The 13,675-nt window shown below is 50.3% G+C and carries 11 protein-coding genes and 1 pseudogene; 3 read left to right on the top strand and 9 right to left on the bottom strand.

Going from position 1 to position 13,675, the window contains the following annotated elements:
* From BZG79_RS07760 to BZG79_RS07745, 4 genes and pseudogenes are all read right to left on the bottom strand, one after another.
* Nucleotides 1-1,626, bottom strand: a pseudogene (locus BZG79_RS07760) (cache domain-containing protein); the annotation flags it as partial.
* Nucleotides 1,627-1,873: 247 nt separating this feature from the next.
* Nucleotides 1,874-2,896 (bottom strand): NADP-dependent oxidoreductase, encoded by a 1,023-nt coding sequence (locus tag BZG79_RS07755; protein ID WP_077460671.1) that lies wholly within the window; start codon nucleotides 2,894-2,896, stop codon nucleotides 1,874-1,876.
* 28 nt (nucleotides 2,897-2,924) lie between these two features.
* On the bottom strand, nucleotides 2,925-4,082 hold the full coding sequence (locus tag BZG79_RS07750; protein ID WP_077774109.1) for an iron-containing alcohol dehydrogenase: 1,158 nt from the start codon (nucleotides 4,080-4,082) through the stop codon (nucleotides 2,925-2,927).
* A 200-nt stretch (nucleotides 4,083-4,282) separates the two neighbouring features.
* Entirely contained in the window at nucleotides 4,283-4,888 is a 606-nt protein-coding gene (locus BZG79_RS07745) for a TetR/AcrR family transcriptional regulator (RefSeq protein WP_101494592.1), read from the bottom strand.
* 228 nt (nucleotides 4,889-5,116) lie between these two features.
* On the opposite strand from BZG79_RS07745, the gene BZG79_RS07740 reads away from it, so the two are divergent.
* The 3 genes from BZG79_RS07740 (at nucleotide 5,117) to BZG79_RS07730 (ending at nucleotide 7,698) form a co-directional block, all read left to right on the top strand.
* The gene (locus BZG79_RS07740) at nucleotides 5,117-5,416 is read left to right on the top strand and encodes a hypothetical protein (protein ID WP_021023424.1); all 300 of its coding nucleotides are present in this window, start codon (nucleotides 5,117-5,119) and stop codon (nucleotides 5,414-5,416) included.
* A 119-nt stretch (nucleotides 5,417-5,535) separates the two neighbouring features.
* Nucleotides 5,536-5,967, top strand: coding sequence for a hypothetical protein (locus BZG79_RS07735; RefSeq protein WP_077460673.1), 432 nt, complete (start codon nucleotides 5,536-5,538; stop codon nucleotides 5,965-5,967).
* 186 nt (nucleotides 5,968-6,153) lie between these two features.
* Entirely contained in the window at nucleotides 6,154-7,698 is a 1,545-nt protein-coding gene (locus BZG79_RS07730) for a BCCT family transporter (protein ID WP_021023426.1), read from the top strand.
* Nucleotides 7,699-7,773: 75 nt separating this feature from the next.
* On the opposite strand, the gene BZG79_RS07725 is transcribed toward BZG79_RS07730, so the two are convergent.
* The 5 genes from BZG79_RS07725 to BZG79_RS07705 all read right to left on the bottom strand — a co-directional run.
* Nucleotides 7,774-9,156, bottom strand: a complete 1,383-nt coding sequence (locus BZG79_RS07725) for an aspartate aminotransferase family protein (RefSeq protein WP_077774108.1) — start codon at nucleotides 9,154-9,156, stop codon at nucleotides 7,774-7,776.
* Nucleotides 9,157-9,201: 45 nt separating this feature from the next.
* Entirely contained in the window at nucleotides 9,202-10,761 is a 1,560-nt protein-coding gene (locus BZG79_RS07720) for an NAD-dependent succinate-semialdehyde dehydrogenase (protein WP_077669575.1), read from the bottom strand.
* A 153-nt stretch (nucleotides 10,762-10,914) separates the two neighbouring features.
* Nucleotides 10,915-11,403, bottom strand: coding sequence for an Lrp/AsnC family transcriptional regulator (locus BZG79_RS07715; RefSeq protein ID WP_021023429.1), 489 nt, complete (start codon nucleotides 11,401-11,403; stop codon nucleotides 10,915-10,917).
* Between the two features lie 10 nt (nucleotides 11,404-11,413).
* On the bottom strand, nucleotides 11,414-12,409 hold the full coding sequence (doeB, locus tag BZG79_RS07710; protein ID WP_077679464.1) for a N(2)-acetyl-L-2,4-diaminobutanoate deacetylase DoeB: 996 nt from the start codon (nucleotides 12,407-12,409) through the stop codon (nucleotides 11,414-11,416).
* 177 nt (nucleotides 12,410-12,586) lie between these two features.
* Nucleotides 12,587-13,675 (bottom strand): M24 family metallopeptidase (locus BZG79_RS07705; RefSeq protein WP_108743252.1); only part of this gene is annotated, 1,089 nt, incomplete at its 5' end.

Genomic DNA, 13,675 nt, shown 5'->3' with positions numbered 1-13,675 from the left:
CGTTTGGGTGAGTGCACCCGGGTAGCTGTTAAGCAGAATACCCGCTGGAATAGCGACTTCGAGCTGGTGCGGCGCGCGCTGAAGTGTCGGTCGCATCGAGAGAAGGACTTCGTTCATCAACAGATGTAGTTCAAAGTCGCGTCTGTGGTCACTGGTTTGATCCACCGCGAGTTGCTTAAAGGCACGAATTAATTCGGAGGCCCGTAACATATTACGTTCAATAATACGTGTCCCGTCTTCAACATGGTTGAGAAACTGATCGAGGTCGTCGCGGGTGATTGGCTGCTCGAGTTTGTGAACGAATTCGTGTTTGGTATCGAGTATCGAGGTGGAAGACATCCGGGCGTTACCGATGGGTGTATTCAACTCATGCGCCACGCCAGAGACCAACGAGCCGAGTGATGCCAACTTTTCATTCTGAACCAATTCCTCTTGAATCGCTTCGAGTCGTCTAAGTAGTGACTTAAGTTTTTCACCGTACGCGTTAACGGCTTGGCGCAATTCGCCTACCTCGTTCATCTTACCTACCGCCAACTCTTGGGTGGTTTCACCTTCAATGAGCTCTCGGATTTGCTGGGTGGTCTGTTGAATTTTACCTAATAGGTTGCGAGCGGTAATCGCGGCGATAATTCCCACAACGAGCAACAGCCCGCCAATGGCGAACATCAGGAACAGTCCCATGCTATCGGCAGCCGCTGTCATTTTGCTTTTGGGCACGACGAGACCGATCACCCAATCGGTTTGAGGGTATTTAATAATATGAACGTAAGCGGCTTCGTTTAGCACGCCGTCGTTCTTTATCGTGATCAGTTGACTATCTTGGAGAGATTGACTTGCCTGCAACGCTTCTTGTAGCCAAGGGAGCGCTTGCTCTAACTCGGTAACCGTTCGCAGCGTATTTCGATAAGGATTAAATCTTACCGCTACTTCGGGGAAGCTTATCGCTTTGTTATCAGCGTCCAAGGCGAACACATAGCCATCGTTTTCTTTGCCATAACGAGACAGAATGTCGGCAATGCCGCTCAGCTTCATGTCGACCGTTGCCACCCCAACAAAGCGATCGTTTTCTTTCATAGGCACGGTACAGGTAATCATGGATTCTTTGGTAAACGGGTCGATATAAGCGTTGGACCAACGGCAGCGATCGATAGGTGCTTGTTTTCCTGCTAGGTACCAGCGTTCATTATGGTAACCCTTGCCATCAGGGTTGTTGTAATCATCATAGTATTCCATATCGGGTCCTGTGCGGCCCCAAAAAAAACTACGTCGTTCTACGCCCGGTGTGAAGGTGTTGGGCTCCGGCCAGATCCCCCCACCGGCAATTGTGGGATCGCCATGATTGTTAAAGATCGGGGGAAAGAGGCTGCGGAATAGCGCTTCGTCTTTAGGAAGGTTGGTGCCCTTTAAGGCGATCGTACTGGTTAACAGTTCGATCTGTCCGAGTTTGGCATCGAGCAAGTCCAAGAGACCATGCTGGCTTATGGCGATTTTTTGGTGTCGCTGGTCAATCAGATCGGGCTTTACTTTCCATTCGACCACCGCAAAGATTGTGAGTAGCGCCATGACGAGAACAAGCGCGAGACCGAAAGCAATTTGGTGACGGATTGTTGGGGTAGGAGTGGGCATTGGAGATACATCCTTTCTTCTCGATTGGCTGCCGTGCGCACAGATCGCCTATTACTGCCAGTATTATCTAAGCTCAGCAATGATGATTAAGCCATCTCTCATCAGTGTAGCCCTCAGTGTGCATTTATGTGGTGAGAAAAAGCATATGTGAAAAAGTACACGTAATAAGCATATAAAAACCCCCTTAGCTATCCATCGCTAAGGGGGAGGCAGGGTTTTCGGTATTGCGAAATAAAGCGTGCGAGCTTTATTTGATATTGACGACCATCTTGCCGAAGTTACGGCCTTCTAGCACATCAATCAGTGCTTGCGGCGCTTGCTCAAAGCCATCCACCGCGTGTTCACGGTAATGAATTTGGCCTTCGCCGACCCATTTGGCCATATCATGCGCGAACTCAGGGTAGCGGTGCGCATAGTCATCAAAGATAATAAAACCTTTGATGGTTAAGCGCTTAACCAAGATGGTGCCCATCAACTGTGAGAGGCGATCTGGGCCATCGGGCAAGGCAGTGTTGTTGTACTGTGACACCAATCCACACACTGGAATGCGAGCACCGGTGTTGAGCAGTGGCATTACACCATCAAACACTTTGCCCCCGACGTTTTCAAAATAGATATCAATGCCTTGAGGGCAGGCTTCAGCGAGTTGCTCGGCAAAGTTGTCTGCTTTGTGGTCGATACAGGCGTCAACGTTGAGGTTTTCACGTGCGTATTGACATTTTTCTTCGCCACCGGCAATCGCTACTACGTGGCAACCTTTTAGCTTACCAATTTGCGCAACGGTTGCGCCGACGGGACCGGTTGCCGCCGCAACCACTAGGGTATCGCCTTCTTGGGGCTGGCCAATATCCAGTAAGCCCATGTAAGCGGTAAAGCCTGGCATCCCTAAGATACCGAGCGCGTAAGAAACCGGCGCCAGATCCGGATTGAGTTTGATCAGCGTATCGCCGTTTACAACTGAATGCGTTTCCCAACCTTTGTAAGCGAGTACCCAATCACCCGGGTGGTAATCGGCATGGTTAGACTCCAGCACTTTACCCACGGTAGCACCGACCATTAGGCCATCAATTGCCACCGGCTCGGCGTACGATTTTGCATCACTCATACGACCGCGCATGTATGGGTCGATAGATAAGTGGTGGTTTTCAATTAAAACGTCATGGTTGCCGAGAGCAGGAATATCCACTTCTTCTAAGCGAAAGTTCTCTGCAGTAGGCGCCCCTACGGGGCGCGATGCAAGAACAAAACGTTGGTTCATTGGTGATGACATGTGTGTCCTCCCTTATTCAGTACGGGAATTAAAGCGCGGCTTGCAGCACGCGGCGGCAAACATCCGGGGTCACATCGCCGTGCTCACCGAGCTGAGTCATGCCGTGCTGAGTTAAGCTTTCAATCAATGGTTCAATCGCGCTTTCGTCCAAGTCATAGTCGCTCATGCGTGTTTTCACGTTCATGCGCTCAAAGAAATCGCGGGTTTTCTCAATCGCTTGTTGAGCCTTTTCTGCTTCGCTGCCTTGCTCAATATGCCAGACACGCTCAGCAAATTGTGCGAGCTTGGCTTGTTTTTGCTCAAACTTCTCATTCAACATTGCCGGCAACACAACCGCGAGGGTTTGTGCATGGTCCAAACCATGTTGGGCAGTCAGCTCGTGACCAAGCATATGGGTTGACCAATCTTGTGGTACACCCACGCCAATCAAACCATTCAGCGCGAGAGTCGCGGTCCACATCAAGCTGGCACGGATGTTGTAATCTTCYGGKGTTTCCAGCGCTTGTGGGCCAAGCTCGAYSARGGTTTGTARYAGGCCTTCGGCGAATCKGTCTTGTACCGGYGCRTTRGCTGGRTARGTSAGGTATTGYTCMACCACGTGAACAAACGCATCAACGGCACCGTTGCCGACTTGACGGATAGGTAAGGTATAGGTTTTTACCGGATCCAATACTGAGAATTGTGGAAACACCAATTCGCTCATAAACGGCAATTTCGCTTGCATTGACTCGCGATTGACTACCGAGCCCTTGTTCATTTCTGAGCCAGTAGCAGGCAAGGTGAGCACGGTGCCAAATGGCAGTGCGGCTTCGATTTTGCTGCCCATGCTGGTGAGAATGTCCCATGCATCGCCATCGTATTTCGCTGCTGCTGCAACAAATTTGGTGCCGTCGATCACCGATCCACCGCCGACAGCGAGCAGATAGTCGTAGCCTTCTTCACGCACTTTTTCGACCGCTTTCATTAGCGTGTCGTAGCGTGGGTTAGGCTCAATACCACTGAACAGGCCAAATTGACGCTCGCCAAGTGCTTGTTCAACTTCACCTAAGGTGCCGGTTTTGCGTGCACTCTGGCCACCGAAAAGAACCAAAACTTTTGCTGCGGCTGGGATGAGCCGATCCAGCTCGGCAATTTTACCTTCGCCAAAAACGATACGTGTGGGATTGTAGAACTCAAAGTTGTTCATTGCTCATCCTTCCTTTTCATTGTTGTCAGTCAATCAGTTTTCTCGTTTGATTAGACCGGTCGTCTAGTTAACGTTTATTTAAAACCCGCCTTGGCGGGTCTTGTTGAAATGCTTGTTTTATCAAAAAACCGGAAATGAAATGCTCACTAGCACCTCATCGTTGTTCCTCTTATGCTGCGTTTGTTCGTTTGACTTTTATACTAGTCAGCCAAGCCGAGTTTTTGTTGCGTAATGGTCATCGCCTGCGCTAGATGGCTGTCATTACGGTGCAGTTTTGTTAACAGTGTTGCCCCTAACCATAGCTGGTAAAGCGTCGTCGCCGTGGTTAAGGCGTTGTCATGGTTAAAATTGCTTTCGTCGAGCGCGAGTGCACTCGCTAAGCTACCAATCAGTTTGTCGGTGCCATCACGCAACGCAAGCCGCATGGGCTCGGAAAGATCTGCCACCTCAGCGCTTAGCTTAACGACCAAGCAAGTTTGAACGGGATCCATACTGCAGTACTGGGCCTGCCAAAGGGTAAAGTAGCGATGAACTCGCGTAATAGGCGGCAGCGTAGTGTCTGACAGCAAACTGTTTACTTCCGCTAAATAACGCGAAAAATAGTGCTGCAATACCGCCTGACCAAATTGCTCTTTTGAAGCAAAATAATGGTAAAACGACCCTTTCGGGACGCCGGCTTGTTTCAGTATTGCGCTAAGACCCACACCACTAAAGCCAAACTGCGCCATTACATTAACACCCGTATCCAGCAAATGCTGGTGGGTAGCGTTGTGGCTGGTGTGTTCTAATGTGCTACTTGATTTCATGTGGTATAGCATAATGAAGATTAGACCGGTCGTCTAGTGTTGTGTGTGATTTTTTTATCAGGGGATACAGAAAGGGGATTTAACGCAACATCACCCAGCCTGAGTGATATTTCCCGTATTTTAAGTCCGAAAAGCACTAAGCTGTTGTGCATTGTCGGATTTCTCTTCTAATCTTGATGGTGAGAGAGAAAAGGCGTAAATACGCAGTAACGGAACGCGGGAGGGCCGATGAATGTACTATCTTGTCAGCATGTCAGTGAGTTGATCGATCAGTCGATTACGCTTATTGACGGAACAGATACTGAATATGCTATGACGCTTGTTCGTGTTGATACCCATCCTGGTCATGGCGATGAAGTAAACGACCATTACGTCGAGAATTTCAGTTTGGTATTAAAAGGTCCTGAAGACACGCGCTTTCCTCAGGGAAATTATTTGCTCAGTCATCCAGAGTTAGGAGAGCAGATCCTCCATATGCTACCTGTAGGTGATGCGACGTATACCATCACCATCAATACCCAAGCCTGAACAGCCATTCTTACTGCTGGTTAAATAACCGCCACTCAACCACTTAGCACTTTCTTTTGATAGATTAGTCGCGCAAATTAAGTAGAATAAAGCGGCTAAGCTAGCAGTAGGGAGGTTATATGTTTGCCTGGCTGAGTGGCTTATTTGAAAAAGAACAGCTGCAAGCGTCTGTCTGGGTGAGAGACATCGTGGCGAGTAATCCGAAAGGGAGCTACGCCAAATACAAAAATTACTATGATCGCCACATCAATCGGATCCTCAAAAGTTATCACAAGGATTTTCTCCGCTTTGAGAAGTTCGCGGTACGTAACTATAAGCACAGCGATCAATCCGTCTTTATGGCAGTTAAAGTCGCTAGCTATGCCTACCAGCTTGGGCAGTTAAAAGTGGCGGCTTGTATTACTGCTGCGGTGATTTCTACCTGCAACCGTGCTAAAAGAGGCGATGCACAAGTTCACCCCAAACTGTATCGCGCGACGATAGTGTTGCATAAAAAAATCCTAGAGACAGGTAAGACGACGAAAAAACAAAAAAGCGCAGAACCAGCTTGATAGGTCACAAGCTGGTGGCTTTTTGTGCATTTAATAAAAATGTCATAAACCTATTCAGCCCCCGCCAAATCTGAATAAGTGATGTCTGTCACGGTTTCTATTCCATCCCTATGAGTCAATTTGTTCTGGTCATTCATTCGCCACACTGATAGAGTCCCATCCCTCACACACCTTGTGAGCGAACTAATGCTTAAATCTACACAAAATAACGACCGACTTGTTGCCGTATTTACTATCGGCTTTGTCGCTGTATTTCTTGCCTTTGCCCTGTTTGACCTAAAACACTTTTCCTCTGTGATCCAGTCTCTATTCTCTGAGTCTGCCAACCTTTTTGGTTACTGGTGGCAGTGGCTAATGGTCATCAATTTCGTATTGGCGCTAGCTATTGGCGGCAGTAAATTTGGTAAATTGAAACTTGGCGCCACCGATACCGTCTCAATGAGCCGTTTCCGTTGGGTTGCGATGATCATGTGTACCCTGCTTGCCGGCGGTGGTGTCTTTTGGTCAGCGGCTGAGCCTATCTATCACTTCATGACGCCACCACCAGCACTGGGTGAGATGGAAGCGGGTGTGATGGAAACCGTCGCCCCTGCGTTAAGCCAAAGCTTTTTCCACTGGGGCTTCTTAGCCTGGGCGGTATTAGGCACCTTGGCGACGATTGTACTGATGTATGCGCACCACCAGGCAGGCGTACGCTTGCGTCCTCGTGCACTCTTGTACCCTTTGCTCGGTGACAAGCTAGAAAATCACTGGCTTGGCTCTGTGATCGACGCTTGTTCGATCATTGCCGTAGCTGCCGGAACCATTGGTCCAATTGGCTTCTTAGCAACCCAGTTGGGTTATAGCTTGGAAAGCTTTGTGGGCATTGAAAATACCATGCCGATGCAAATGCTGATCTTGGCTGCTGTCGTGGCTATTTATTCCATCTCTGCGTTTACCGGTATGGATAAAGGTTTGCAATGGCTGAGCCGTATGAACGTTATCGGCGCCGCAGTGTTACTTGGTGCGGTTATCGTGCTCGGTCCTACCGGCTTTATCTTTGAGCAATTTGGCTCGGGCTTTAGCTACTACCTGAACAACATGCATACTCTCGCACTGAATACCGATAATGGTGGCTGGAACGCATGGTGGACCTGGTTCTTCTGGGGCTGGTTTATTGGTTTTGCTCCGATGATGGCTATCTTCATTGCGCGCATTTCTAAAGGCCGTTCGATTCGTGAGCTAATTTTCGCTGTTGCGATTTGTGCCCCAATTGCCACTAACTTCTGGTTCTCAGTATTGGGCGGTACCGGTATCTTCTATGAGTTGCAATCACCCGGTAGTATTTCTGGTCCCATGGCGGATGCCGGCTTACCCGCGATTTTGATTGCGTCACTGTCACAGCTGCCTTACAGCGTGATTCTGATCCCAGCGTTTATGTTGCTTACCACGACGTTTGTGGCAACCACTGGCGATTCAATGGCGTATTCGATTGCGATGGCTGTGTCTGGTGATAACCAACCAACCCGTAAACATCGCCTGTTCTGGGCGATTGTGATGGGCGTGGTCGCTGGTGTGCTTCTGCTCGCCGGAGACGGTGGTTTGAACGCGCTCCAGTCGTTCATTGTGATCACTGCAGTGCCTGTGTCTTTCTTGATTGCATTTACCTTTATCACCGGCCCAATAGCCGTGATGCGGATGCAAAAAGAAAAAGAAGCGAACCTGGCGCTAGAGCCTGCGACGGCCAATTAATGGCGTCATACATAGCTTAAAGAAAAAGCGCCGAATGTCGGCGCTTTTTTTATATCTGGCCTTCCTCGGGAGGTGCTATTTAGGTTGCCACTGCCCGCTGGTGACCAGTTTATCCATTACCTTATCGACCGCCACTTTGGCTTTTGCGACGATATCGTCCACTTCATTGGGTGTCACCACCAGTGGGGGCGCAAAGCCGAGAATATCGCCATGTGGCATCGCACGCGCAATTAGCCCTTGCTCTAAACACGCAGCCGCCACTTGTGGCCCCACTTTTAGGCTGGGATCAAAGTGACTGCGATGGGCGCGGTCAGGCGAGAACTCCAGCGCATGCAGTAACCCCACTCCGCGGCTATCGCCAATTAATGGGTGATCGGCAAAGGCGGCTTTCATTTTCATTTGCAGATATTCGCCCGTGGTTGCGGCGTTCTGAGTCAGATTCTCGCGCTCAATGATATCAAGATTACACAGTGCTGCCGCGGCGCCCAATGGATGCCCAGAGTAGGTATAGCCATGACCAATGGCGCCCCACGTATCGGTACCATCTTCAAGCACCTCCCAGACGCGATGCCCAACCATTACCCCAGACAGTGGCTGATACGCAGACGTTAACCCTTTGGCGACTGTGATAAGATCGGGTTTCATGTCGTAATAAATCGAGCCAAAATCACTGCCAATTCGGCCAAAGCCACACACTACTTCATCGGCGATCAGCAGTACGTCATATTTATCCAGCACTTTACGAATGGCCGCCCAGTAGCCCTCGGGGGGCGGTACGATACCACCGGTGCCGAGTACAGGTTCGGCAATCATGGCGGCGACGGTATCGGGGCCTTCAGCCAAGATCATTTTTTCCAGTTCATCCGCGCAGTGTTGTGCGAACTCTGGCTCTGTCATACCACTGTCTTCACGGCGATAGTAGTAGGGCGCCATCGTGTGTTTGATGCGTTCAATTGGTAAATCAAAGTGCGCATGGAACAAAGGCAGGCCGGTTAGTGAGCCGGACGCCACGCTAGAGCCATGGTAGCCCCGGTCGCGTGAGATAATTTTCTTTTTCTCGGGTTTACCGCGGGCGTTATTGTAATACCAAACAATTTTAAGCTGGGTTTCATTGGCATCACTCCCCGACATACCGTAGTACACCTTACTCATGCCAGGCGCCATGTTGATTAAGCGGTCTGATAAGGTTACCAAGGCCTCATTGGTGTGGCCAACATAGGTATGATAGTAGGCGAGCTTTTTCGCTTGCTCGTAGATGGCTTCTGCCATTTCTTCACGGCCATAGCCGATATTCACGCAATACAAGCCCGCGAAGCCGTCAATCAGCTCAACGCCTTCAGAATCGGTGATCCGGATCCCTTTACCTGACGCGATCACTCGGCCAGGCATTTCGCCATGCGCATACTGCTTGAGGTGCGTAGAGGGATGGAACACGGTATTTCTGTCTTTTTCTAGCAACGCTTTTGTTCCTGGACNGTCTCCTTATCCGTCAGCAAACCTGAATTAACTGCCGCTTACCGTGGGTAGGCCACCTAAACAGTAGTATTTGATTTCACTAAATTCGTCGATGCCGTAACGGCTTCCTTCTCGGCCTAAGCCCGACTGCTTGACGCCACCAAATGGAATCGGGTGGCCGGTCATTTTCACTGAATTGACACTGACCATCCCGACTTCTAAGCCGCGCAGACAGCGCCAAATATCTCGAATATCATGGCCATACACATACGCTGATAAGCCATATTCGGTATCGTTGCCCATGGCGATGGCTTCGTCTAAGTCATCGTAGGCAATCACAGCTGCGACGGGACAGAAAGTTTCTTCTTGATAGACCAACATCTCCGACGTCACCTTGGTGATAAGCGTAGGCGCAAAGAAGTTCTCACCCAGGTTGGGATTTAATTTGCCGCCCATCACAGTTGCCCCTTTGGCAATGGCATCATCGACGAGCGATTGCGCTTTCTCGACCGCACGGCGTGAAATTAATGGGCCAATGTCTGTGCTTGGCAATAGACCATTCCCCACTTCGAGTTCATCCATCAGTGCGGCAAAGGCATCGACGAACGCTTGATGTTTGTCACGTGGCACTAAAATTTTATTCGCCGCCAGGCAATCTTGGCCTGACGTTTGGAATTTTGCATCGATAGCGGCGCGAGCGGCTTGTTGAATATCCATATCAGGCAGCACGATAAAAGGCGCATTTCCCCCAAGCTCCATGGCGCATTTTTTTACGGTTTGGGCGCTTTGTTCTAGCAGTAGCCGGCCAACACGGGTAGAGCCGGTAAAGCTGAGCGCTTTGACTTTTTCACTTTGACACAATTGTGCTGAGACCATGGGAGGATCGCCTAAAATGACATTAAACACGCCGGCAGGGATCCCCGCACGCTCTGCAAGCTCGGCCAATGCGAGTGCAGAGAAGGGCGTTTCTTCTGCGGGTTTAACTATCACGCTGCAGCCAATGGCGAGTGCGGCAGCGGCTTTGCGCGTGATCATGGCATTGGGAAAGTTCCATGGCGTGATCAACGCCGCAACACCGATGGGCTCACGCAATGTGGCTAGATGTGCGTTGGGGATATGGCTAGGCATGGTGTCGCCATATACCCGCTTAGCCTCTTCAGCAAACCAGTGAATGAATGAGGCCCCGTACTCCACCTCGCCCTCGGCATCGCGCAAGGTTTTGCCTTGTTCGAGCACCATGAGGTGAGCAAGATCGTGTTGATTTTCCATAATTAGATCGTGCCACCGCATTAGCCGTTTTGCCCGCGTTTCAGCTGACTCGGCGCGCCACAGGTGAAACGCCGCTTCGGCATCATCAATGGTTTGGTTCACTTGTGCGGCACTCAAGGCAGCGGTATAGCCCAACACTTCGCCGGTTGCGGGGTTTAAAACTGGCGTATCGGACTCGCCATTGACCCATTTGCCATTGCAATACGCCAGTTGCCGAAATAGGCGCTGATCGTCAAGATACGCGAGCACATCGGCGCTTGCTTTACCGGTCGCATCGTGACGTAGTGTATTGGCCGCTGATCCTGTGTAGTGAAGATCACGTGATTGGAATACGGTCATACTCCCTCCTCTGACAAAATCGCCACGCTGCCTATCAGCGTTTGCTTACTCTTACTGTATGCAACTTATCGAAAAGAGGTTTTTTGTTAGACGACGATAAAACGGTGTTTTTTTCTGAACCCTACCTTTTACCGAATAAAATTTTCTGCAGGCTTATCCATTCGCGGCGGTGTCAGGAGCCTCGAGCGGGAGCGTGAGGGCGGGACGTTTCACTTGTTTGGTGACGATATAGGTGTAGTACTGTTTGATACCAAGATCATCAGTAAGCCAACGGTCAATCAAGCGTTGATAGTAGTCGATATCGGTGACGCCAAGGCGGACGATATAGTCAATCCCGCCACCTGTGGCCCAGCATTCTTTGACATCGTCACAAGCTTGCATGGCGCGCTCAAAGCGTTGAAAGCTCTGCACATCATGTTGGCCGAGGGTGATTTCAACTAATACGGTATTGAGCTTGATCACGGCATCAGGGTTAATACGCGCGCCGTAGCCTTCAATGACGCCCGCTTGCTCGAGCCGTTTTACTCTTTCCCAACAAGGGCTTACGGATAGGTTGATGGCGTGCGCGAGGTTCGACTTGGTGATGCGCCCATCTTGCTGCAGTATGTGTAGGATTTTGATGTCAAATTTGTCGAGCTTCATCTCACCTCCGTCATACAGGTTCGGCAATGACTGCAAAGGTATCACCGATATAAATCCGCCCGAGATGGCGTTTGGCCAGTAAAATGCCATCGCGTTCGGCATAGTAGGGAACGGGTTCGGTGCCAGTACGCTCGATATTATGCACTTTACCAATCAAATCCCCTTGCTTGATGGTATCGCCCAAGTGTACACAGAACTCAATAATGCCGGCATGCTCACTTTGTACATAGCAGTGTTTATCGGGTAGTTCGAGCTTGACGGGCGTAGCCGGTGGATGGCGATAGTCGTCTTGTAAAATACCTGAAAACACTAAAAAATTATGAATGCCGCGTTGGGTAATCGCGATCGATTCAGGTGTACTGGTGCCGCCGCCACCCAGCTCGGTGGTAACAAACACTTTGCCTTGTTGCTCGACGGCAGTGTCGTACATGCTGGTGGCGTCCATTTCGGTGGTTTGCACTTGATACGGCGCGCCAAACAGGCGAGCCCCCTCGGCACAGGCATCGGCTTGTTGCAGGTTTTCTAACCGATGTGAGGCAGCATAGGGAATAAGATCTAAGGTTTTACCGCCTGAGTGAATATCTAAGGCGGTATCACATTGCGGGATCAAATAACGGGTAAAATAGTCCGCAATTTGCTCGGTGACACTGCCGGTCGGGGAGCCTGGGAAGGTACGGTTCATGTTGCCTTGATCCCAAGGTGAGGTGCGTGTGCCTGCTGTTACCGCAGGGGCATTCATCATGGGTAAAATAATCACCCGACCTTTAATGTTGCTTGGTATAAGCTGATGGCATGTATTGAGTAATGCTGTAATACCTTCATACTCATCCCCGTGGTTACCGCCAGTGAGCAACGCGGTTTTACCTTCACCATTTTTAATCACGGTAATGGGAATCGTCACACAGCCCCAAGCGGATTGATCGTGGGAATGGGGCAGTTTGAGAAATCCATGTTGTACACCGTCCGCGTGAAAATCGACTGTGGCTTCAATGGCTGTTGGCTCCATAACTGCTCCTTGCTATAACCGTTCTCACTCTCGCTGCAGTCTTGGGCGTGGCGACCGCTTTTGGTATGTATTGACGTTTTTCACCGTTGGCGGCCTAGGTGCCAAGCCTATAAGAGTGATTTTAAATCATGATGTTATGAGTGTAGCACCTATCCACGAAACGCCAGTGTTTTACAACTAATGTTTTACAAATAGCTGCCGTGGCAAGTCACACAAGGTTTGTGCCCCTTCTTGAGTGATAATGATGCTCTCGGTCGTTTCTATCCCCCAATCTTTCATCCAAAGCCCAGGCATGAAGTGGAAGGTCATGCCTTCGCGCAGGATCGTTTGATCGCTCGGGCGCAAGCTCATGGTGCGCTCGCCCCAGTCAGGGGGATAACTTAGCCCGATAGGGTAGCCACAGCGCGCCCCTTCACGATCGAACCCGTACCGCAATAGCGCGTCGTTAAGGGCATTGGCAATGTCGCCACAGGTATTACCCGGTTTGGCAACCGCGAGACCAGCTTCAAGTCCTGCTTGTAGCGCTTCATCGGCGCGTTTGAACTCATCGCCAGGTTCACCCAAAAAGATGGTGCGTGACAACGGGCAGTGATAGCGACGATGCACGCCAGCGATTTCAAAAAATGTTCCCTCACCACGCTTAAATGGGCGGTCATCCCAGGTTAAGTGAGGCGCTGCCGCATCGCCGCCAGATGGCAACATAGGCACAATGGCAGCGTAATCGCCAAAGTGACCATCATGACCGACGACCGCGTGTTTATTTATTTCGGCTACCAATAAATGTTTGGGCAAGCCGGGTTCTATCATCTCAAAGGCCACGCGGTGCATATTCTCCACAATACGTGCAGCGGTGTGCATATACGTGAGTTCTTGATTAGATTTGACCGCGCGACACCAGTTAACTAGCCCGGTGGTGTCCACCAGGGTTGCCATCGGTAGATTTTCTTTGAGAGATTCGAACGCGGTGGCACTGAAGTAATAATTATCTTTTTCTACCCCAATCCGGCCGCGATCCCAGTAGTTTTCTGCCAGGACATAATTGCAAAGGTACTCCATAGGGTGGAGCGGTGGATTCATGACATAGTGGTCAGGGTAATAGGTGATGCATTCAGCGCTCATGTAAACAGTCCGCAGCGCACCATTGGCGTCTTGGATACGACCAAACCATAACGGATCGCCGGTCGAACCAATCACGACACACTGGGGCACATAAAAAGACCAGCCATCATAGCCTGTCAGCCACGCCATATTCGATGGATCGTGTAC

The organism is Salinivibrio sp. MA427 (genome assembly GCF_001996115.1).
Taxonomy (GTDB): Bacteria; Pseudomonadota; Gammaproteobacteria; order Enterobacterales; family Vibrionaceae; genus Salinivibrio; species Salinivibrio costicola.
The sequence above is the reverse complement of the archived record's forward strand: the minus strand, read 5'-3'. Positions and strand labels throughout refer to the sequence as shown.